The sequence below is a fragment of the Arthrobacter globiformis NBRC 12137 genome (genome assembly GCF_000238915.1).
GTDB lineage: Bacteria > Actinomycetota > Actinomycetes > Actinomycetales > Micrococcaceae > Arthrobacter > Arthrobacter globiformis.
This window is the reverse complement of sequence record NZ_BAEG01000092.1, coordinates 1-21,906: the sequence shown is the minus strand read 5'-3', so window position 1 is coordinate 21,906 and position 21,906 is coordinate 1. Positions and strand designations below refer to the sequence as shown.

The 21,906-nt window shown below is 67.8% G+C and carries 19 protein-coding genes and 1 riboswitch; of the genes, 9 read left to right on the top strand and 10 right to left on the bottom strand.

Annotated features, from left to right (window positions below; all coding sequences use genetic code 11):
- Positions 1 to 189 precede the first annotated feature (189 nt).
- From ARGLB_RS18960 to ARGLB_RS18930, 7 genes are all read left to right on the top strand, one after another.
- Positions 190 to 1,548, top strand: a complete 1,359-nt coding sequence (locus ARGLB_RS18960) for an MFS transporter (protein WP_003805617.1) — start codon at positions 190 to 192, stop codon at positions 1,546 to 1,548.
- Positions 1,549 to 1,720: 172 nt separating this feature from the next.
- Positions 1,721 to 3,088, top strand: coding sequence for an MFS transporter (locus ARGLB_RS18955; protein WP_003805615.1), 1,368 nt, complete (start codon positions 1,721 to 1,723; stop codon positions 3,086 to 3,088).
- A gap of 11 nt (positions 3,089 to 3,099) precedes the next feature.
- Positions 3,100 to 4,647 (top strand): amidase, encoded by a 1,548-nt coding sequence (locus ARGLB_RS18950; protein ID WP_003805614.1) that lies wholly within the window; start codon positions 3,100 to 3,102, stop codon positions 4,645 to 4,647.
- A 57-nt stretch (positions 4,648 to 4,704) separates the two neighbouring features.
- Positions 4,705 to 5,388: a GntR family transcriptional regulator gene (locus ARGLB_RS18945; protein ID WP_043419846.1), complete on the top strand. Its 684-nt coding sequence runs from the start codon at positions 4,705 to 4,707 to the stop codon at positions 5,386 to 5,388.
- Positions 5,385 to 6,191 carry an aspartate/glutamate racemase family protein gene (locus ARGLB_RS18940; RefSeq protein ID WP_003805610.1) on the top strand — a complete coding sequence of 269 codons (807 nt, stop codon included), beginning with the start codon at positions 5,385 to 5,387 and terminating at the stop codon, positions 6,189 to 6,191. Before ARGLB_RS18945 ends, ARGLB_RS18940 begins: the two co-directional genes overlap by 4 nt.
- 47 nt (positions 6,192 to 6,238) lie before the next feature.
- On the top strand, positions 6,239 to 7,660 hold the full coding sequence (locus ARGLB_RS18935; RefSeq protein ID WP_003805609.1) for an amidohydrolase family protein: 1,422 nt from the start codon (positions 6,239 to 6,241) through the stop codon (positions 7,658 to 7,660).
- Between the two features lie 60 nt (positions 7,661 to 7,720).
- Entirely contained in the window at positions 7,721 to 8,416 is a 696-nt protein-coding gene (locus tag ARGLB_RS18930; protein WP_043419843.1) for a maleate cis-trans isomerase family protein, read from the top strand.
- 84 nt (positions 8,417 to 8,500) lie between these two features.
- Here the strand turns inward: ARGLB_RS18930 and ARGLB_RS18925 are convergent, their stop codons facing one another.
- The 3 genes from ARGLB_RS18925 to ARGLB_RS18915 form a co-directional block, all read right to left on the bottom strand.
- On the bottom strand, positions 8,501 to 9,418 hold the full coding sequence (locus tag ARGLB_RS18925; protein WP_003805607.1) for a diacylglycerol/lipid kinase family protein: 918 nt from the start codon (positions 9,416 to 9,418) through the stop codon (positions 8,501 to 8,503).
- A 159-nt stretch (positions 9,419 to 9,577) separates the two neighbouring features.
- Positions 9,578 to 10,816 carry an MFS transporter gene (locus ARGLB_RS24195; protein ID WP_175305029.1) on the bottom strand — a complete coding sequence of 413 codons (1,239 nt, stop codon included), beginning with the start codon at positions 10,814 to 10,816 and terminating at the stop codon, positions 9,578 to 9,580.
- A gap of 89 nt (positions 10,817 to 10,905) precedes the next feature.
- Positions 10,906 to 11,811, bottom strand: a complete 906-nt coding sequence (locus ARGLB_RS18915; protein ID WP_003805605.1) for a dihydrodipicolinate synthase family protein — start codon at positions 11,809 to 11,811, stop codon at positions 10,906 to 10,908.
- 124 nt (positions 11,812 to 11,935) lie between these two features.
- Between ARGLB_RS18915 and pdxR the strand changes: the two genes are divergently transcribed.
- Positions 11,936 to 13,324, top strand: coding sequence for a MocR-like pyridoxine biosynthesis transcription factor PdxR (pdxR, locus tag ARGLB_RS18910; RefSeq protein ID WP_003805604.1), 1,389 nt, complete (start codon positions 11,936 to 11,938; stop codon positions 13,322 to 13,324).
- 44 nt (positions 13,325 to 13,368) lie between these two features.
- Here pdxR and ARGLB_RS18905 read toward each other — a convergent pair whose 3' ends face one another.
- Entirely contained in the window at positions 13,369 to 13,974 is a 606-nt protein-coding gene (locus ARGLB_RS18905; protein ID WP_003805603.1) for a LysE/ArgO family amino acid transporter, read from the bottom strand.
- Positions 13,975 to 14,043: 69 nt separating this feature from the next.
- On the opposite strand from ARGLB_RS18905, the gene ARGLB_RS18900 reads away from it, so the two are divergent.
- The gene (locus tag ARGLB_RS18900; RefSeq protein ID WP_003805602.1) at positions 14,044 to 14,955 is read left to right on the top strand and encodes an ArgP/LysG family DNA-binding transcriptional regulator; all 912 of its coding nucleotides are present in this window, start codon (positions 14,044 to 14,046) and stop codon (positions 14,953 to 14,955) included.
- Between the two features lie 37 nt (positions 14,956 to 14,992).
- On the opposite strand, the gene ARGLB_RS18895 is transcribed toward ARGLB_RS18900, so the two are convergent.
- The 6 genes from ARGLB_RS18895 to ARGLB_RS18870 all read right to left on the bottom strand — a co-directional run bounded on the left by ARGLB_RS18895 (position 14,993) and on the right by ARGLB_RS18870 (position 21,503).
- Entirely contained in the window at positions 14,993 to 16,540 is a 1,548-nt protein-coding gene (locus tag ARGLB_RS18895) for a purine-cytosine permease family protein (protein WP_003805601.1), read from the bottom strand.
- Complete coding sequence (locus tag ARGLB_RS18890) at positions 16,537 to 16,950, bottom strand: YybH family protein (RefSeq protein ID WP_003805599.1); 414 nt, start codon at positions 16,948 to 16,950, stop codon at positions 16,537 to 16,539. Before ARGLB_RS18890 ends, ARGLB_RS18895 begins: the two co-directional genes overlap by 4 nt.
- 267 nt (positions 16,951 to 17,217) lie before the next feature.
- The gene (locus ARGLB_RS18885; protein ID WP_003805598.1) at positions 17,218 to 18,135 is read right to left on the bottom strand and encodes a C40 family peptidase; all 918 of its coding nucleotides are present in this window, start codon (positions 18,133 to 18,135) and stop codon (positions 17,218 to 17,220) included.
- A 3-nt stretch (positions 18,136 to 18,138) separates the two neighbouring features.
- Positions 18,139 to 18,309: riboswitch (cyclic di-AMP (ydaO/yuaA leader) on the bottom strand.
- Positions 18,310 to 18,472: 163 nt separating this feature from the next.
- Positions 18,473 to 19,846, bottom strand: a complete 1,374-nt coding sequence (locus tag ARGLB_RS18880) for an NAD(P)(+) transhydrogenase (Re/Si-specific) subunit beta (protein ID WP_003805596.1) — start codon at positions 19,844 to 19,846, stop codon at positions 18,473 to 18,475.
- Positions 19,843 to 20,205, bottom strand: a complete 363-nt coding sequence (locus ARGLB_RS18875) for an NAD(P) transhydrogenase subunit alpha part 2 (RefSeq protein ID WP_003805595.1) — start codon at positions 20,203 to 20,205, stop codon at positions 19,843 to 19,845. Before ARGLB_RS18875 ends, ARGLB_RS18880 begins: the two co-directional genes overlap by 4 nt.
- Entirely contained in the window at positions 20,205 to 21,503 is a 1,299-nt protein-coding gene (locus ARGLB_RS18870; protein ID WP_003805593.1) for a Re/Si-specific NAD(P)(+) transhydrogenase subunit alpha, read from the bottom strand. Before ARGLB_RS18870 ends, ARGLB_RS18875 begins: the two co-directional genes overlap by 1 nt.
- Positions 21,504 to 21,906: the final 403 nt, after the last annotated feature.

Genomic DNA, 21,906 nt, shown 5'->3' with positions numbered 1-21,906 from the left:
CTTGACAGTGTCCCACGCCACTCCTTACCTTGAATTTGGGATCCCAAAACGGGATCCCAAACAGCAAGACTCTCCCGCTGGCCCAGACCCAACACCGCCAGCCCGGGAATTCCCGCCAAACCGCGGCCGCACCGCCCCCACTTCATTCCCCCATCCCCCTGTCCGCACCCTTCCCGCAAAGGAGAAGCTGTGTCTCTTCCAGATACTGAAGCAGTGACAACCCCGGCCCAATCCACCGAATCCCGCGGCGCCGAGCCCGGCAAGGACGGCGTGCAACGGCGCACCAGCGTCCGCTGGAGACTCTTCCTGCTGCTGCTCGTCCTCGTCGCCGTCAACTACATCGACCGCGGCTCCATCTCGGTGGCGCTGCCCATCATCCAAAAGGAATTCAACCTCGCCCCGGAGCTCGTGGGCCTCCTGCTCTCGGCCTTCTTCTGGACCTACGCCCTGATGCAGATCCCGGTGGGCCTGCTGATCGACAAATTCGGGCCGCGCAAGGTCATGACAGCCTCCTGCGTGGGCTGGGGCGCGGCGACCGCCGCCTCAGGCATGGCCGGCGGATTCCTGAGCATGTTCATCGCCCGCCTGGGCATCGGCGTCACCGAAGCGGGCGTCATGCCTGCCGGCGGCAAGCTGAACGCCATCTGGATGCACAAGTCGGAGCGCGGCCGGGGTGCCACCATCCTGGACGCCGGCGCTCCCCTCGGCGCCGGCCTGGGCGGCATCCTTATCGCCGGCCTCATCGCCGCCACCGGCAGCTGGCGCAGCTCGTTCGTCATCGCCGGCGCCGCCACCGTCCTGATGGGCCTGGCCGTCTGGTGGTACGTCCGCGACAACCCGCGCCAGCACCGCGGCGTCAACGCTGCCGAGGCCGACTACATCGAAGCCTCGCATGCGGCGGAGGACGCCGAAGCCGAGAAGGAAGGCAGCAAGGGCAAGCGGGCACTGCTCCCCTACCTGAAGTTCCGCTCCTTCTGGGCCATGTGCTTTGGCTGGCTGGGCTTCAACGGCGTGTTCTACGGCCTGCTCACCTGGGGGCCGCTCTACCTCGCCCAGGCCAAGGGCTTCGACCTGAAAACCATCGGCTGGTCCACCTTCGTGATCTTCGGAGCCGGCTTCGTCGGCGAGATCCTGGGCGGCACCATCGCCGACAAGTGGCGGGCAGCCGGCGCTTCGGCCAACCGCGTTATGCGGACACTGCTGGGCATCTCCAGCGTCGTGGTGGTGGGCGGCCTCATCGGGGTGACCGTCGTCGCTGACCCGACCACCGCCGTCGTACTGCTCTCCGTGGTGATGTTCTTCCTGCGCTGGGTGGGCCTGTTCTGGAGCATCCCGTCCATCCTGGGCGGCCGCACCAACGCCGGCGTCCTGGGCGGGGCGATGAACTTCAGCGGCAACATCTCCGGGTTCGTTACCCCGATTGCCGTCGGCCTGATCGTGGGCGCCACCGGTTCCTACACCTGGGCGCTGCTGTACTTCGTGGGCTCCGCCATCATCATGGGCGCCTCCGTGCTCACCCTGAACTACAACAAGCGCCTTCCCGTCTAAACCTGCCGAGCCACCCCCGCAACACTCATCCCGTTTTGGGATCCCAAACCATTGACATCAGCCCCCGCACAACCTACCGTCATATTTGGGATCCCAAACCGGCACTGCGAGGACAACCTCCTCAACCCAACCCGGTTCCTGCACCACCAATCGCATCGCCCAGGAGGGCCACATGTCGATCAACTCCCAAACCCGCAGTTCCGTGTCCGACGCCAAGCCGAAGGGCGGCGGGAACTCAATGAAGAGGGTCGTCGCCGCGAGCTTCGTCGGCACCACGCTCGAGTACTACGACTTCTTTGCCTACAGCACAGCCGCCTCCATCGTCTTCCCCATCCTGTTCTTCCCAGGCTCAGAGCCCGCCACCGGCCTCCTGCTGGCCCTGGCCACCTACGCTGTGGGCTACGTGGTGCGTCCCCTGGGCGCCGCCATCTTCGGCCACTTCGGCGACAAGATCGGACGCAAAAACGTCCTGGTCACCACACTGCTCCTGATGGGCCTGGCCAGTGCCGCCGTCGGCCTCCTGCCCACCTACGAAAACATCGGCGTCTGGGCTCCGGTCCTCCTGGTGTCCCTTCGCTTCCTGCAGGGCATCGGGATCGGCGGCGAATGGGGCGGCGCCGCCCTCATGGTCACCGAGTCGGACAAGAGCGGCCGGCGCGGACTCTTCGGCAGCCTCGTCCAGACCGCCGCGCCCACGGGCCTGCTCCTGGCCACCGGCATCTTCACGCTCATGACCTCGGCCCTTTCCAAGGAAGCCTTCCTCGCCTGGGGCTGGCGGATCCCTTTCCTGATCAGCTTCGCACTCGTCGCCATCGGCCTCTACATCCGGCTGAAGCTCGCGGAATCGCCGATCTTCGAGGAGACGGAACAGAAGGCCGCGGAGAAGAAGCAGGAAGAAGTCAAGGCTCCGCTCCTGTACGTCTTCAAGCACTACAAGAAGCAGCTGGCCCTGGCAGTCGGTGCCCGCATCGGCAGCGATATCGCGTTCTACATCTTCGCGCTGTTCGTCCTCGTCTACGGAACCGAACACCTGGGCCTGCCCAAGAGCCTGGCCCTGGCCGCATCGACAATCTCGGCCGTTGCCCAGATGATCAGCATCCCGCTGTTCGGCGGACTCTCGGACCGTGTGGGCCGCAGGCCCGTCATGATCGGCGGCGCCGTCGCGGGCATCATCTACAGCTTCGTGTTCATTGCGATGCTCAACTCCAAGGACCCGTTCCTGGTGCTCATCGCCCCCGCCATCGGCCTGGTGATCGTTGCGGCCATGTACGCCCCGGTGGCCTCCTTCATCCCCGAACTCTTCGCAACCAAGGTCCGCTACACCGGCTCCGCCGTAGGCTTCCAGCTCGCCGGCGTCTTCGGCGGCGGCTTTGCCCCGCTGATCGCCATTCAGCTGATCGTCCTGACCAGCTCCGGATTCGCCGTGGCCGGCTACCTGTCCGCCGCGCTGCTGCTCATGGTGTACTGCGTCTACGTAGCCAAGGAAACGTCCAGGATCACCATGAACGAGGCCGGCAAGACGGCCAGCACCACACGATAAGGATCATGGACATGAACAACACCGCCCTGCCTTCAGCGCAGGCCACCGTGGACAGGACCACCGTGGACAGGACCACTGTGGACAGGACCTCCACGGACAGGGAGCGGCTGACCGGCCTTTCCATGACCGAATGGGCGAGCGCCATGCGGGAGGGCCGACTGACGGCGGCCGAATGCCTGGAACTGCACCTCGAACGGATCGCCGAGGAAAACCCCCGCCTGCACGCCATCGTCACGCTCAACCCGCTGGCCGCTGAGGAAGCTGCCGCCGCGGACCGGGCCGCCGCCGACGGCAAACCGCTGGGCCCCTTGCACGGCGTGCCGTTCACGGTGAAGGACACCCTGGCGACGAAGGGCCTGCGCACGACGGCGGGAAGCCCCCTTCTGGGGGACTACGTACCGGAGCAGTCCGCGACGGCGGTCCAACGCCTTCAGGAGGCAGGAGCGGTGTTGTTGGGCAAGACGAACTGTTCGGAATTCGCGGTCGAGACCCACACCCGCAACCCGCTCTTTGGGGACACCTGGAATCCGTGGGACACGCGCCTGACGTCCGGCGGTTCCACCGGCGGCGACAGCGCCGCCGTGGCCTCCGGCATGAGTGCCTTCGGGCTCGGCACCGACTTTGGCGGGTCCATCCGCTGGCCGGCCCACTGCACGGGCCTGGCCAGCCTGCGGCCCACTGTCGGACTGGTACCCGAGACGGGGCTCCTGCCGTATGTCCCGCCGGCGGCCGGAGAAAGCCTCCCCGCACCCAACTCAATGTCTGCCCTGCACCGGCTTGGCACCGTGGCCTGGCTGGCCCGGAGCGTGGAGGATCTGGGCGTACTGCTCGGCATCCTCGCCGGGCCGGATGGGGTGGATCCCTCCACCGTGCCGGTTCCGCTGGGCGGTCCGGTCGGCTCCCTGGCCGGGATCAGCTGTGCCTGGTTCGAGGACGAGGGCACCCACCCCGTCCGGGACGATCTGGTGGCCGCCGTCCGGAGGGCCGCGGAAGCCCTCGAGGGCCTCGGTGTTCCAATGCAGCACGGCAGGCCGCCAGGCCTGGAGCGGGCGGCGGCAGCCTTCGTTGCCCTCCGCACGGCCGAGGGAATGCCCGAGGTGGTGGAGCTTGCCACGGGGCGCGAGGACGAGCTGGGCGCCAACCTGCGCGACTCCGTGCTGGGCGGAGAACCCAGCACGGTGGCGGACTACCGCAAGGCCGCCGCGGAGCGGGATGCGATCCGCGCAGAGGTGCTCGGGTTCATGGCGGAGCGCAACATCCTGCTGCTGCCTGTGGCCAGCCTGCCGGCGTCGGATCCCCGGACCGGAACCTTCACCGTCGGTGGCAAGGACATTCCGTGGACGGAGCTGGGATCCTGCTGCCGTGCCATCAGCATCCTGGGTTTCCCGGTGGCGGTTGTGCCCTGCGGGCTTTCCAGTGAGGGCCTCCCCGTGGGCGTCCAGGTGGTGGGCAGGCCCTACCGCGACCGCGAAGTACTCGCCGTCGCCGCGGCCCTCGAACGGGAGTTTGGCCGCTTCAGCCCACCGCCACCCAGGTCCAGGCCAGCTTCAGCGGACTGAGCAGAGATGGAAGCCGCCGAGGACATAGAGTCGCTAAAAAACCACGAATGGAGCACCATGCTTGCCGCAGAAGAAACCCAGAACAAGGAACGTCCCCTCCGCGAGACTGTCCGGGACACGCTGCGCACCAGGATCTTCGAAGGACATTACGCTCCGGGCACACGGCTCGTGGAGCGCGACCTCGCCGCCGAGTTCAATGTCTCCCGGCTGCCGGTCCGCGAGGCGCTGCGGATGCTGCGCCAGGAGGGCCTCCTCAGCGACCGGGGAGCCCGCGGCGCCGAGGTCAGCTCCCTCAGCCCCAAGGACGTGGAGGACCTGTTCGACGTCCGCCAGTCGCTGGAGGTGCTGGCCTGCCGCCTCGCCGCTGTCCGGGCAACACCCGAGGACCTTGAGTATCTTGAAGGGCTGCTGGACGAGGCCGAACGCTGCCTCGCCAAGGGCGCCGTCATGGAGGCCCACCGCGCCAACAGCGAATTCCACGACGCCATCACCCGGATCGCGGACAACGGCTTCCTCAAATCCGCCCTCGAACCGCTGCAGGGCCGCATGCACTGGCTGTTCCGGCACGTGAGCGACCTGCCCGAACTGATCCAGGAACACCGGGAACTTTACGGCGCCATCGCCAGCGCCGATCCCGACCGCGCCGCAGCGCAGTCGGCGTCGCACATCGGCAAATACCGCGAACAGTTCCCCGACGACTTCCAGAAAACAGAACCCGACCTTCACCGGAAGAAAAAATGAAACTCCTTGTCATCAACCCCAACATCAGCGACGACGTCACCGCCCTGATCGAGTCCGAGGCCCGCCGCTCCGCTTCCCCGGGCAGCGAGCTCCTGGTCCGCACCGCCGGCCACGGCGTCGAATACATCGAAACCCGCTTTGAATCACTCATCGCTGCCGGCGCCGTCGCCGAGATCATTGCCGAGCACACCACCGGCCCTGCTGCGGGCGGCGACGCCGATCCCATCGACGGCGTCGTCGTGGCCGCCTTCGGGGATCCGGGGATGCCGGCCCTGAAGGAACTGGCCGACGTTCCAGTCATCGGCATCACCGAGGCGGCCCTCTGCGCCGCTGCGCTGCAGGGGCACCGTTTCTCCATCATCGCCATCTCGGACCGGATCCGCCCGTGGTACGTGGACTGCGTGGAACGCTTTGGCCTGGGCGGACGCCTGGCCTCCATCCGCTCCATCAACGAGACCCTGAACGCCATCGGCTCCGTGCAGCAGGACTTCAAGGAAACCCTCCTGGCACTGAGCCAGCGGGCCGTCGCGGAGGACGGGGCCGACGTCGTCATCCTCGCCGGGGCGCCCCTGGCGGGGCTGGCCCGGGAACTCCGGGGGCAGATCCCCGTGCCCGTGGTGGACGGCATCTCCGCCGGCATCCGCATGGCGGAGGCCGTGGTGGGGCTGCAGTCCGGCCCGCACCGGGCCGGCGCGTTCGCTCCGCCGCCCGTCAAGGCGCGCAAGGGCCTGTCCGAAAACCTCGACGCCGCCCTGACCGCCGCCCAGACGGCGTCGAACGCCGCGGCGCCTTCCCCCAGCTAGTCCCAGCAGCTTCCCTTCCAATCAGCTTCCCAGTCAGGAGGACAACGATGTCCCGCATCCCCCAACTCGTCATCGCCAACGGCACCGTGGTCAACAGTTTTGGCCGCCGGCACGCCCACATCGTGGTGGTGGACGGCAAAATCAGCCAGCTCGTCGACGCCACAGAACCCGTGCCCGACGCCGAACGCACCATCGACGCCACCGGCCAGCTGGTGATCCCCGGCGGTGTGGACGGGCACTGCCACGTGGCCCAGGTAACCGGCAGGTTCCGCACCCTGGACGATTACCGGACCACCTCCACCGCTGCCCTGTGGGGCGGCACCACCACCATCATCGACTTCGGCATCCCCCGCGACGCCCGCGAAACCCCGCTTGAAGCCGTGCTCAGCAAGAAGGCACTGGCGCAGGAGTCACGCTGCGATGTGGCACTGCACGGCTCTGTGGTCAGGTGGGATGAGACCGTGCCCTGGCAGCTCGAACAGCTCGCCGCCGAGGGCGTCCGCTCCGTGAAGATGTACACCACCAACCGCGGCACCACCATGGCGGACGGGGACACCATCCTGAAGGTGATGCGCGAAATGGTCCGGCTGGACGGGCTCACCTACATCCACGCCGAGCACGACCCCATCATCGCGGACTGCACGGCGCAGCACGCCGACGACGGCAGGATCGGCATCGAGCACCTGCACCGCACCCGCCCTGAGCTTGCCGAGGAAACCTCAGTCAAGGAAACCCTGGCCATGGCCCAGTACACGAAGGCACCGGTGTACTTCGTCCACCAGTCCACGCCCGGCGCCGTCGACCTGGTCACCGAGGCCCGTGCCCGCGGCCAGGAGGCCTACTCGGAAACATGCCCGCACTACCTCACCCTGGATGACACGGTCTACGGCTCGGCGTTCCCGGAGTGGTACGCCTGTTGCCCGCCGATGCGCAGCCCGGAAACGGTCGCGGCACTGAAGCAGCGGCTGGCCGGCGGTGCCATCCACACCGTGGCCTCGGACCACTCCTGCTACGACCTGACCCAGAAGCGGGAACGCACCGACGACGTCCGCGCCATGCCGCACGGCCTGCCCGGCGTGGAGACCCGCATGCCCGTCACGTTCACGGCCATGGCCGAAGCCGGCAGCAGCGTGGAGGACTTCGTGGAGGTCTTCGCCGCCGGCCCGGCGCGCATCAATGCCCTGCCCGGCAAGGGCTCCGTCGCCGAGGGCTTCGACGCCGACCTGGTGCTCTTCGATCCTTCCGTCCAGCGGACAGTGGACGGCGGCGCGCTGCACATGGGCACCGACTTCTCGCCGTTTGACGGCCGGACGCTGGCCGGCTGGCCCGCCGTCGTGGTTTCCGCAGGCCGGGTGGTACTGGACCGGGAGGGCTTCCACGATCCGGGCGCCGTGGGCCGCTTCGTGTCCCGGAACGGGTTCCGGGAACACCTGGCCGCCACTGCCGACCTGTCCGCCGCGACCCTCTAGGAGCATTCGTTGACCTCGCTGAACCGCCAGACTGCACCTGCCCGCCCCACCCGGATCGGCATGATCGTGCCGTCCTCCAATACCTGCCTGGAACCGCAGAGCTACCGCATCCTGGGTGGCCGCACCGACGTCACCATCCACTTCACCCGGATTCCGGTCACCCGGATCGCACTGGACGATTCGTCGGACCGGCAGTTCGACCCCGCCGTCATGCGCGAGGCGGCCAGGCTGCTGGCGACGGCGGACGTGGACGTGATCGCCTGGAACGGCACCTCGGGATCGTGGCTGGGGTCCGCGCACGACCGCGACCTCGTCCTTGAAATCACAGACGCCACCGGCATCCCCGCCACGACGTCCACGCTCGCCTACCTTGAGGCGTTCCGGTCCTTCGGCACCGAGCGGATCGGGCTGTTCACGCCATACACGCAGGACGTCAACGAGGCCATCATCAGGTCCTATGAGCGGGACGGCATCAAGACCGTCAGCCACCGCTGCCTGGGCCTGAGCGACAACGAGTCCTTCGGCCGGGTCACCGATGATGAGATGCGTCCCGGTTCCCTGGAACTCGCGGCCGACGCCCCGGATGCGCTGATCTATCTCTGCACCAACCTGTACGGCGCCAACATCGCGGCTGAAATCGAGGCGGGCACGGGCGTCCCGGTCCTGGATTCGGTTGCCGTGACGCTGTGGCACTGCCTGAAACTTGCCGGCTCACCCTTGCTCGCACCAAGGTGGGGGCGGCTCCTCGGGGACTGACGCGCCTGGCCATATCGGCCAGGTCCGGGCACTCCCAAGCCCGGGGCGCTCTACGTCCGGAGCGGATCTATACCCGGATCGGGTCTACATCCGGACCTTGAGCGCCCCGGGATCCACCCAAATGGACAGCTGCTTGACGGCGCCCACGTGGTCGCCGTCGAGCTGGAACTCCTCCTCGTGCTCCAGGGTGACCTCGATCCTCTTGCCCTGGAAGTATTCCGCGGATTCCTTCCTGTTCTTCCTGCGGCCGAAAATGCCTGCCGCGACGCCGAGCCAGCCAAAGCGGCCGCGGGGGGCAAGGATCAGCACGTCCACGATGCCGTCGTCGATCTTCGCCTCGGGGAAAATCTCGATGCCGCCCATGATCCGGCCGCAGTTGCCGGCCATGACACTCCGGATGCGGCGCTTGACCGGATGCTTGTCGTCCACCTTGATGGTGGCCCTGACCGGCTTACCCGGGAGCTTGCGGATCCCGGCCTCGACGTAGGCCAGCCAGCCCATGCGGTCCTTCAGCGCGTCCACGGTGTCCGCCATGATCGCGGCGTCGTAGCCCACTCCGGCCATCACCAGGAAGACGTTCTCGTCGTCGGACCCGTCAAAGGTGGTCCGGGCGACGTCAACCGTGCGGACTGTGCCGTTCAGGACGTCGTATGCTGCCGAAACGGGATCCGTGATGTCCACGCCCATGTTGCGGGCCAGCAGGTTGCCAGTGCCCAGCGGCACCATCCCCATGGGCGTTCCGGTGCCGGCCAGCGCCTCAGCCACGCACCGCACGGTACCGTCGCCGCCGGCGGCTATAACGACGTCGACCCCCGCCTCCAGCGCCTCGCGGGCCTGGCCCACGCCCGGGTCTTCAACCGTTGTTTCCAGCCACAGCGGCTCGGCCCAGCCCTGCGTGTCGCACAGCCGGACCAGCGAGGCGCGGAGATCGGCGCCAACAGCCTTGGCGGGGTTGACCACCACGGCTGCCCGTGGCGGCGAGGAAGCATTCTGGGCTGTCATGGTGTCCTTCGGCTGCTGCGGGCGGGCCCGAAAGCCCCGGAACTCAAATCGTAACCGCGTTCCCCGGATATGGGGCACAGTCCGATCAATCCGGCTGATACTTGCGAGCGCGATCGGGCGGCCGGCGACCCTCAGCGCGCCGGCTTCGGCCCACCGTCTTCAGCCCGACGTCTTCAGCCCGACGGGGCCGCGGCGGTCCAGGACCGATGCCCCGGCACTGGCCAGGATGAGTGCGGCGGCAAGGAACAGGGGAAGCTGCGGCTCCCCCGTGATGACGACGCCGGCCGCGGCTGTTCCGGCGGACCCGGCGGCGATTTTGAGGGCACCAACCCAAACGAACACCTGCCCCCGGACTTGCGGCGGCGCAAACTCGCTGCGGGCGGCGAGGGTCGCCGCGAAAAAGTACGAGTTCATGACCCCGGCGGCTGCGTAGGCGGCGACGGCAGGCGCAAAGGACCCGGACAAGGCGGCGACGGCCAGCGCCACGGCAACGAATCCCGCGAGACGCGTCACCAGTCGGTCCGCGTCGCCCCGCAGCGGGTGGCACATCACTCCGGCGGAACCGGTCAGGCCGCCCAGCCCGTAAGCCGCCGTGAGAACGCCGGCGGCTGCCGGCTGGACCTGGAACATGGCGGTGGACGCCACGGCCGCGATGGGCAGCGCCGCCACGGAGAACGCCACCGTGATGGTCAGGTACAGCATCCTCCGAAGCCGGCCCGTGACGGCCATGAGCCGCAGGGTCTGGGCAGGCCTCGGAACCTCGGCTGCCAGTGCGGCGGGAGGAACATAGGGCAGCAGTCGAACGACGCCGGCGGCCACGAAGGTGGCAGCCGCCAGGATCAGGGCGGCTATGGTGGGTCCGGCCCAGGCGGAGACAGCGGCCACGACGCTCGGACCGATGGTCCCGCCGATTCCGTAGGTGGCCACATCCCAGCCCTGGGCACGGCGCTGGCTGACCTGGTCCGGGCCGGCGATCGCCGGTAGGCGGCTGCTGATGCCGCCGGTCAGCAGCGGCCCGACCAGCCCCGAAGCCACCAGCAGAACGCCGGTGACCGCCGGCCACGTCACCGGGTACAGCAGCACGGCGGCCGCGAGCGTGGCGCCGTGAACGACGCACGCCCACGCGATCAGGACGCGTCCGTCGCGGCAGGAGTCCAGGCTCCGCGCCACGAGCGGCCCCAGCAGGTGCGGCGCGGTGATGCAGGCGCCGAGCAGGCCGGCCAGCCAGCCCGGTGCCCCGCTCGTTGTGACCATGAGGACAATTGCCACCACGGCTCCGCCGTCGGCGGTGCGTGCGAGCGTCGCAGCCGCCACGTAGCGGACCAGTCCTCCGCGGACCGGACCTCCGTGGGACGGGCCTCCGGCCGGGGCCTGTTTCGTCGGTGCTTGTTGCCCCACCCGTCCTTGTTGTCCCATCCGTGCTGGTTGCTCCGCGTGTGCTTGTTGCTCCGCGGTACCGCGGTTCAGGCTGCCCATGCCGTACCTGCTCAGGCGCCCAGTCCGCTGAGCCGGAGGGCTTCCTCGACCCGGCTGCGGCCCTCACCATGCAGGCTTTGCAGCGGGCGGGGCAGGCACGGCGCCTCCGCGAAGCCGAGAACTTCGGCCATGGTGGCAGCGACGCGCAGGCTCCCGTAGGTGCGGAAGAGGGACCACACCGGTTCCAGTGCCGCAGATGCCTCAAGCGCTAGGCGGCCATGGCTGGCCTGGTCACCTTGACCCGTCTGGGCAAGATCAACGATCACCCTGGCGGCTTTGGGAAACAGGCCGGCGATAACTGAGTACCAAATGTCGCAGCCGGCCAGAAGTGCCTCCGCTGCGGCCCAGTCGCCGCTGATGCCCAGGGATACGCCTTCGGGAACTGCGGCGCGGAGGCTAGCGATGCGTTCGGCGGCCAAGCCCGGAGCCGGAGGCGGGAACTTGATCGATGCGATGCCGGGAAGTTCGGCGATCCGGCCATGGAGTTCATCGGAGAAGGTAAACCCTGTGGTGGCCGGGTTGTCATAGACGGCAATCGGCAGATCGGACGCGGACGAGACATCACAGTACAGCCGGTAGACCTCGTCGTCGCTGAGCCGCTGATACGAAACAGGAGCCAGCAGCAGGCCGGAGGCGCCCGCCGCCTGGGCATCCTCGACGCAGCCCAGCACGTCACGGGTGCGCATGGCGCCCACACCTGCCACCACCGGAGTTCCCTGGGCAGCATCAACGGCAGCCTCCACCACCTTGCGGCGTTCCCCGCGCAGCAGATAGGTATAGATGCCGGTCGAACCCAGGACACCGATGGAGTCCACGCCGGCATCGACGCACCGCGCAACCAGCCGCACCAGTGCGGTTTCGTCGACGTCGTCCCCGGCGAGCGGAGTCAGGGGAAATGCACAAAGGCCGGTAAACACGAGGGGTGTCCTCTCATCAGTTCAGATTAGGTTTCTCTCCTCATGCTCACAGCCTGATTGGTCCTAACATAGATCCAAGAATCCACGATTCAGGAGGACCAAGATCGAAGCCGAACTGCCCCTGGTGCTGGACCACCGGAGCCGCGTTCCGCTGACCTCCCAGCTGGTTGTCCGGCTGAGGGAAGCAATCCTTGACGGAACCGTGAGGCCGGAGCACACCCTGCCGGCGTCGCGGCGGCTTGCCGCCGGGCTTGGTGTCTCCCGCGGAGTGGTGGTCCGCGCCTATGAGCAGCTCGCCGGCGAAGGGTACCTGGAAAGCCGGGGCTCGGGCGGCACCCGCGTGACGGTACGCTCCGATGGCCAGGGCACGGCGTCGGCAGGCCCTCGGGCCGTGTCCGGCACGGAGCAAACCGCAACGATCGACCTCACCCCGGGACGGCCGTCCGGCGCGCCGTTCCGTGACCGCGGCTGGCGGGCCGCGTGGCGGACGGCCGTTGCCGAGCCGGTGGAAGTCGAGATCCCGGCCATTCTGGGCACTCCGGCCCTTCGTGCTGCCGTGGCCGAGCACCTCGCCGCGTCCCGCGGACTTGCCGTGAGTGCTGACGACGTCGTCATCACAGCCGGTACCAGTGACGCCCTGCAGCTGATCGTCACGGCACTCCGCGGCGCGGCGGACCGGCCCCGCGTGCTGATGGAGGACCCCGGCTATCCCACGGCCAGACGGGTGCTTTCCGCGGCGGGCGCCGTGGTTCAAGCCCTTCCGGTTGCCGACGACGGGCTGGAAGCGGCACAGCTTGCGGGCGTTGATCCCAGCCCTGACGCGATCCTGGTAACTCCCAGCCACCAGTACCCCCTGGGCGGCCGGATGCCGGTGAAGGAAAGGCTGGCCCTGCTGGCCTGGGCTGAAGCCAACCGGGTGGTCATCCTCGAGGACGACTACGACAGCGAGTTCCGGCACCGGCGGATGCCCCTGCCCGCCCTGGCCTCGCTGCCCTCCGCTGCCGAGGTCGTCCTGGTGGGCACCTTTTCAAAGTCGCTGAGCCCGTGGCTGCGGTGCGGCTACCTTGTGGTTCGCGGCACCTCCGGGCAGCGCCTCAAGGACGCACGGCTTGACCTCGGCACACCTGTTTCCGGGGTCTTGCAGTCTGCCCTGGCCCATTACATTGCGGGCGGAGGCCTTGCACGGCACATCGCCCGGGCGCGGAGACAGTACGCTCACCGCCGCGAACTCCTGCTGAACCGGCTCGGAGGACGGGCAGACGTCCGGTTGGCGGCCCTGGACGGCGGCCTGCACGCCGTCATCCGGCTCCCACAGAACGTCCCGGCCGGGCGTGTGGCCGAGGAAGCACTGCAGCTGGGGGTGCGGGTTGTGACACTCGCAAGCTACTTTGCAGAGCAACCACCGGAAAACGGCCTCGTCATCGGATACGGCGCCCCGACCGATCTTCAGCTTGCCCGTGCACTGGACATCATGGCCGGGATACTCGACCGAATGGCTGGCGACAGCGGATAACCGCGGCGGCCGGCAACGCCGCCGTCGGTCTTTCGTTGCGAACGTCAGTGTCCGGTTGCCAGGACGACGGCCAGGGCAAGCATGAGCAGGGCGACGCCGCCGTCGAGGATGCGCCACGACGCCGGCCGCGCGAAAAAGCCGCTGAGTCCGCGCGCCCCGTAGCCGATCAGGGGAAACCAGAGGGCGCTGCCGGCGGCGGCCCCTGCCCCGAAGAGCCACTTCCCGGAACCACCATGGGAGTTGGCGAGCGAGCCCAGCAGCACCAGCGTGTCGAGGTACACGTGGGGGTTGAGCCAGGTGATGGCGGCGGCGGTGATTACAGCCGACCAGACAGTTCCCTTGCCGGGGGATTCCGCCGCCTTCAGGGTCCCGGGGCGCAAGGCGCGCCTGGCCGCGAAAGCGGCGTAGGCGAGAAGGAACGCGACACCGAACCAGCGCACCACCGCGAGCAAGACCGGTGAGCCCTGGATGAGCGCGCCGATCCCCGCGACGCCGGCGAGAATCAGGAGCGCGTCGCTGAGGAGGCACACCAGGACGACCGGCAGGACAGCCTCACGCTTGAGGCCCTGCCGCAGGACGAACGCGTTCTGCGCTCCGATGGCGACAATCAGGCTGAGGCCGGCTCCGAGACCGGTGAGGAAGGGAAGCATTCTTCGAAGGTACGATTCGGAAATCTGAAAAGCAATTCACTTTTTCTGCAGTTCCATTAGAATTTCTTTATGGAACTCGATCAGCTCAGGGCCCTTGCCGCCGTCGTCGATCACGAGACCTTCGACGCCGCCGCGTCGGAACTCCGCCTCACTCCCTCCGCCGTGAGCCAGCGCATCAAGGCGCTCGAACGCTCCGTGGGCAGTGTGCTGGTGCGCCGCCTCAAGCCGGTTCGCCCAACGCCGGCGGGCGAACAGCTCCTCCGTTCCGCGCGCCAGCTCCTACTCCTCGCCGACGAGGCGGTCCTTTCCTTGCGGGGGCCGGAGGACGCCGAGGGGGACGACGGGGGCGGCGTGCCGCCCAGCGCCGAGCGGCTGCGGGTTCCCATCGTGGCCAACGCAGACTCCATCGCGACGTGGCTGCCGGCGGCCTACCGGGAGATTGCGCTCGGCGGCCGCGTGGCCCTCGAGCTGCTGCGCGACGACGAGCACGCCACGGCCGACCTGCTGCGGTCCGGCGACGCCGTTGGCGCGATTACCGCGGATCCCCGGCCGGTGCAGGGGTGCACCCTCCGGCCGCTGGGCACCATGGTGTACCGGGCCAAGGCCTCACGCGATTTCGCTGCCCGCTGGTTCCCGGACGGCCCCACGCCGGAGGCCCTCGCCGTCGCCCCTGTCATGCAGTACGACCGGAAGGACACGCACCAGCTCGCTGTTCTCGCGCGCGTCGCGCCGGACGCCACGCCCCCGCAGCACTTTATCCCCGATTCAGTTCAGTTCGTCGAGTCGATTCACGCGGGCCTGGGCTGGGGCATGGTGCCGGACCAACAGGACCCCGGGAACACGCTCGTAGAGCTCGACCCGGGGTGGAGCGAGGACCTGCGGCTCTTCTGGCAGGTGTGGACCCTGGACTCGCCGGGCCTCGCGGAGGTGACGACCGCCGTCGTCCGCGCCGCGCAAACCCTGCCGCCGCACCGAAATTAGTTTCGGTGCGGAAATTAGTTTCGGTGCGGCGGGGTCGTCAGGACAGCACGGACTCGAGATCTTTCTTCTCGTCAACGATCGGGATATTCTTCGGGGCAGCTGCCCTGACGAACCTTGGGCCCTCCGGGCCATACGCGTCCGCAGGTTCCGGGAAGAGCCACAGCACTGCGGGGTAAAGAACTGCAGCCAGGCCAATCGAAATTGGGATGCTCAGGTCCACTCCCGCGGCGAGGTTGCCGAGAGCACCGACGAACTGGTTAGGAACGTTCACGAACATGATTCCCATGACCGCCGAGAAGATCCAGACGCCCATCGCGCGCCAGTTCCACCCGCGGTTGAACCAGTACCGGCCACCAACCTGGCGGCGGTTGAAAACCTGGAGGGAGTCGGCGTCGTACCAGCCCCGCCGCGTTACGTAACCGATCATCATCATGATCATCCAGGGCGCGGTGCAGGTGATGATGAGCACCGCGAACGTGGAGATGCTCTGCACAATGTTGAACGCGAAGCGGCCTACGAAGATGAAGACGATGGCGATGGAGCCAATGAACAACGTGGCCTGGACGCGGGAGAACCTGGGAAAGACGCTGGAGAAGTCGAGGCCAGTTCCGTAAAGCGCGGTGGTGCCGGTGGACATTCCGCCCACCAGGGCAATGAGGCACACCGGCAGGAAGTACCAGGCAGGGGAGACGGCCAGGAGCCCGCCCACATAATCGGAGTTTTCAAAAAATGCCGGCGCCTCCGTGGCAATGATGGTGGCCGTGACCAGGCCGAAGCCAAACGGCACGAGGGTAGCCACCTGGGCCAGGAAGGCGGCAGCCATGACCTTTCGTTTGGGCGTCTCAGCCGGGATGTACCGGGACCAGTCGCCAAGGAACGCGCCGAAGGAGATCGGGTTGGACATGACGATCAGTGCCGATCCGATGAAGGACGGCCAGAACAGTGCGTTGGTAGCTGCATCCGCTCCCTGCCCGAACGTCCCGGCGTATGACGCGTCGAACGTGCCCGCGAAAGCAACGATTCCGAGCAGGAAAAGCAGTGACGCTGCGACCACTGCGATCTTGTTGACCCAAAGCATGAAACGGAACCCGTGGATGCACACGGTCAGAATCAGGACAGCAAAGACGCCGTAGGCGAGGCTTAGCGTCACGGCGTTTTGGGGCAGGCCCACCAGGCGGTTCGCGCCCCCTACCAGCGCGTCCCCTGAACTCCACACGGAGATGGAGAAGAAGGCGAAGGCTGTCAGGAGTGACAGGAAGGATCCCACCACACGGCCGTGCACGCCCAGGTGCCCGGACGACGAAACGGCATTGTTCATTCCGTTGGTCGGGCCGAAAACGGCCATTGGGCAAAGTATCAGGCCACCAACCACCACGCCCAGGACCGTGGCCAACAGCGCGTCCTTGAAGGACAGCCCAAAGAGGATGGGAAACGACCCCAGGACTACCGTGGCGAAGGTGTTCGCGCCGCCGAACACGAGACGGAACAGATCCAGAGGTTTTGCGGTGCGGTCGGCAGCAGGAATCGGTTCGATGCCATGCTTTTCAACTTCGGTCACGGCAGGGGCTTTGGGGTCGTTTGTCATGAGTTTTCCTTCGGACTGGCAGGCGCCGGAGAAAGATGCTCATGAACGGCGAGCACGCTGCCAGACTCCGTCCTGGTGAAAATGATGGTCTCCCTCTCGTGAAGGGTCTCTTTGGTGCCGGCGACGTCGATGACAGTTTTGACATCGTGGCTGAATACGGCGGTTGGGCCGGCGATCTGGATATGTGCTTTGGAACTTGCGCACCCTGCGACCCGCCACCCATCCTCGAGCCAGCCCTGCCACAGGGCGCGGTATTCCCCGCGCGAGGTGAGGCGGTCCGGTTCGGAATGGAAGACGAAGGTCGCGTCAGGTGCGAAACAGTCGAAGTAGTCGTCTGTGTTGGTGGCCGCGAAGGCGGTCATCAGCCTCGTCGCTGCTGCCTCAACCTCTGCGGTGGTGATTAGGTCCACGGGAACTCACTCTCGGCGTTGCTTGCGAAGTTTCAGCCGTGACGTGTCCCACCTCACATCCGGTCAGGTTGCCAGTTAACCGTCCCGGTATCCATAGGTCAACAATTGTTGCGTGGAAGTGACTTTTTATGTCAGCCGCGGACGGCCGCGGAGCTTGCGTGGCCACCGGGGAAGCCGCGAGGCGGGCGTAACAAGCTCAACTGCCACCAAACACAGCAGCGGCGGGTGCCGATGCACCCGCCGCTGCTGTGTAAACCCTTCCGACTGCTAAGCGTTCACCCGCACGTAAGTGGAGCCGGTGAGCCAGGAGGCCGGGTGCACGATGGTTTCGTTGACACCGTTCATGCCGCTGCTGATGGCCTGCCCGCCGCCGATGTAGACGCCGACGTGTCCCGCGCTGATGATCAGGTCCCCGGGCTGCGGGGCCGAAACCGGAGTTCCGTACTGGTGGAACTGTGCGGGCGCGAGGTCGCCGACGGACTTGCCGACGGAGCGCAGGGCCTGCTCCACCAGGACGGTGCAGTCCTGGGTGGCACCGAGCTGCGCCCGGGCGGAGGCCACAATGGCTGCGCCGGTGCCGCTGGCTGCCGGAGCGGTTGCTGCCGGCGTTATCGACGCGGAGGCGTTGTAGATCCCCATGCCGGTCGGCTCGGGGACAGCCGGGGCCGCAGGGGCCGCCGGCGCGGCAGGGACCTCAGGCACCGCGGGTGCTGCCGGAGCCGCAGGTACTGCGGGGGCTGCAGCTGCGCCCGGCCCGGGGATGAAGATCTGGTCACCGGGGTAAATGACCGAGGCCAGGGACAGGCCGTTCTCTGCCAGAAGAGCATCGAGGCTGACGCCGTGGCGTGCTGCGATGGCGCCAAGGGTGTCGCCGGGCTCAACGGTGTGAGACGCACCGGCAACAGCAGATCCGCCGCCCGCCGGGGCCGGGACTGCCGGCGCGGCGGGGGCAGCAAGCGCCTGGCCAGCGACAGACTGGGCAGCGGCGTCCGGCGTCTCAGGGGCGTAGGAACCTGCGTGGGCGGGCGCCCCGGCGCCGAAGAGGAGACCGGAAGCGACGGCGGCTGCTGCCGCCGGCTTGGCAACCGTGGCGGCGTTGGACTTGAGGGAATGCGACAGGCCCTGCAGGGCGATGGACGTCGTGGGGGTGGCGCGATGGCGCGCGGACATGGACTTACGTGACATGGTGGTTTGCCTCTCCCATGCCTGCGGGGTGAGCTGTCGGGTTCGGATGGGAGTCACCCGGTCCTGCCCGCGGCTAGGCGGAGCTTCTGGACTTAACCCCTAGGCCTTGACTCGCAAGGCCGGTAAAAAGGTGGTTCCCCCGTCCCTGCCTGTTGGTCATAGCGAACGGATCCCGGTCAGCGGCAGGGCTCGGCATTCTGCCCGGGAATGCCCTGAGCGGAACCAGGACACCGCCCGAGGCTATCGCACTCACGCAGCAAAAGTCACATTTCGGTAACGGCCGGAGGCGGAGGCGGTACTGCAGGAGCCGGGAAAGAGGGTCCCCGAAGGCCCCACCCTACAGGGCCTTTACCGCGCCCAGCACCTTCGTCAGGGACTCCTTCGCGTCGCCGAACAGCAGCGTTGTCTGCGGCTCGAACATGAGGTCGTTCTCAATCCCGGCGAACCCGGGCCGCATGGAGCGCTTGAGGAACACCACCTGACGCGCGTCCGCCACCTCAAGGATCGGCATCCCGTAGATCGGCGAGCCTGCGGTGGTCTTCGCGGCGGGGTTCACGACGTCGTTCGCGCCCACCACCAGCGCGACGTCGGCAGTGCGGAACTCGGAGTTGATCTCGCCCATTTCCTTGAGCGATTCGTAGGGCACATTGGCCTCGGCGAGGAGCACGTTCATGTGCCCGGGCATGCGTCCCGCCACGGGGTGGATGGCGAAGTCCACGCGGATGCCCCGGGATTCCAGGGCCTGAGCCAGCTCTGCGGCGGTGTGCTGTCCCTGCGCCACGGCCAGCCCGTAGCCGGGAACGATGATCACGCGCTGCGCGTAGCCCAGCAGCACGGCCACGTCCTCCGGGCTGGATGAGCGGACCGGACGGTCGCTCATGACGGTGGATCCCGCCGTCGAACCTCCCCGGAACGCGCCGAACAGGATGCCGGCCACGCTGCGGCCCATGGCCGCGGCCATCGCCCGGGTGAGGATGGTGCCCGATGCCCCCACCAGCGTGCCCGCCACCACCAGGAGCACGTTCCCCAGCACCAGGCCGGACGCGGCAACGGCGAGGCCGGTGAACGCGTTGAGCAGCGAGATGACGATCGGCACATCGGCGCCGCCCACGGGCAGCACCAGCAGCACGCCTGCCACCAGGCCCAGCAGGAGGAGCAGCAGCGCCAGGGCGAGCGAGCCACCCATCACGACGGCGGCCGCGGCACCGACGGCGGCGAGCAGCACCGCCCCCATGAGCACCGGCAGGCCGGGGAACACCACGGGGCGGGTGGTCATGAGCTCCTGCAGCTTTGCGAACGTCACGGCTGAGCCGGCGAAGGACACCGCCCCGACCAGCAGGGTGAAAACGACGGCGACGCGCACCCAGGCGTCCTCCGCATGCGGCAGTTCCAGCAGCGCCACGAGGGCGGCGGCGCCGCCGCCCACCCCGTTGAAGAGGGCGACGAGCTGGGGCATCTGGGTCATCTTGACGCGCCTGGCCACGGGGGCGGCCACACCGGAACCGACGGCAATGGCGCCGAGGATCAAAGGGACGTTGTCCAGCCGGGTCGAGAAAAAGACAGTAACGACGGCGACCAGCGCACCGAAGGCGCCGATGAGGTTGCCGCGGCGGGCGGTGCGCGGCGAGTTGAGGCCCTTCAGCGCCAGGATGAAGAAGACGGCGGCCGCGAGGTAGAGCAGGGCGGTGACGTTGGGGTCGAGGAGGATCACCGCGTGGCCTCCGTGTTCTCCTTGGTTTCAGGCTGGGCGACGCCCGGAGCCCCAACCCCGGGGGCGGGCTTCGCCGGTTTTTCCTTGCGGCCGCGGAACATCTCCAGCATGCGGTCCGTTACCACGAAGCCGCCCACAAGGTTCGCCGTGGCGAGGACGACCGCCAGCAGCGCCACCGCGAGCACCCAGGGGTGCGTGGCCTGCCCGGCGACGATGATGGCACCCACCAGGATGATCCCGTGAATGGCATTCGCACCGGACATCAGCGGCGTATGCAGCGTGCTGGACACCTTCGACACCACTTCGAAGCCGACAAACACCGCAAGCACGGTGATGGTCAGCAGGCTGATACCGTCCATCAGACCACCCCTTCGTTTTCCGACGCCTTTTCCCGCCCGCTCGCCAGCTCGTCGGCGAGTTCGTGGTCCGTGTCACTTGCGGTGTCCGTGTCACTGGCGGTGTCCGTGTCCCCGGGTGGTCCGTCCGTTGATGCGGCACCGGGCGCGTTTTCCCCCGTGAGCGCCGCAAGAGCCTCCGCCGTCGGCGGATGACGCACCACGCCGTCGTGCGTCAGGCAGGCACCCGCTATCACGTCGTCGTCGAAATCCGGGTCCACCGTCCCGTCGCGGGTCATCAGAGCCAGCAGGTTGGCGACGTTCTTCGCGTAAAGCCGGGAGGCGTCGGTGGGCATGGCGGAGGGTGCGTCCTTAAGGCCGACGACGGTGACGGTCCCCTTTCCGTCGGCGGTGGGGACGTGGATGTCCCGGCCGGGAACGGACCCCTCGACGTTGCCGCCGGATTCCGCGGCGAGGTCGACGACGACGGACCCGGGGCGCATGCCCTGCACCATCTCGCGGGTCACCAGAAGCGGGGCACGCCTGCCGGGGACGGCCGCCGTCGTGATCAAAACGTCGGCGTCGGCGACGTGCGGCGCCAGCAACTGCCGCTGCAGGGCGCCGCGGTCGGCAGTGAGCTCGCGGGCGTATCCGCCGGCCGCCTCCGCCGTCTCCAGGTCCAGTTTGATGAAGGTGCCGCCCATGGACGTGACCTCTTCCGCGGAGGACGGCCGGATGTCGTTGGCGGACACGCGGGCGCCCAGCCGTTTAGCCGTTCCGATCGCCTGCAGCCCCGCCACGCCGACGCCGAGCACCAGGACCCTCGCGGGCGGCACGGTTCCGGCCGCTGTCATGTAGAGCGGGAAGAAGCGCGGCAGGCGGATGGCAGCTTCGAGGACGCAGCGGTAGCCGGCCACGAGGGCCTGCGAGGAGAGAGCGTCCATGGACTGGGCACGGGAGATGCGCGGCACCAATTCCAGCGCGAAGGACGTGACCCCACCTTCGGCGAGCACCCTGACGGTGGCGAGTTCGGACGACGGCGAGGCCAAACCCACGGTGACGGCGCCGCGTTTCAGGGCTGTCGCCGTCGGGAGTTCCAGCGGGCGGACATGGGCGAGGATATCCAGCAGGGCGGGATCGAGGTCGTCAACGATGTGGGCGCCTGCCTGGCGGTATTCATCGTCGGCATGCCCGGCCGAGATGCCGGCCCGGGATTCAACCAGCACTTCCAGGCCCAGTCCGGCCAGCTGCTTGACGGTTTCCGGCGTCGCAGCGACCCGCCGCTCGCCTTCCCGGCGCTCCCGCGCTATGCCCAGCTTCACCCGCCACTTCCTTCCAACGGGTGCAGCGGCGCTCTGCTCCCCTGGAGTTTCCGAACCTTAGTGGCCGGATGGACGGAGCGGCGCTGCTACACGTAGTTGGCTAGAGTCTATGGCCCCAGGACGCGCGGCGGGAGGGTGACGGGCCGCTTAAGCTTTGGACTGCCGCTTCGGGTCGTCCGCGAAAAACTTTTTGGGCCCTCGGCGACGGGCTATTAATGTCAGACCCCCGGACCAGACTTGTTCCATGGAAGCCATGGGGGGATTCGCCGCGGACCGGGCCTTAGGGCCCGGTGCCGGTGGGTTGGCTTCTGCCGGTGCCAACGCCCTGCAGGTCGTTTCTTCCGAGGCGGACGTGGTGGACCGGAGCCTTGCTGATCTGGCCTCGAACGCGATCACCGCCGAA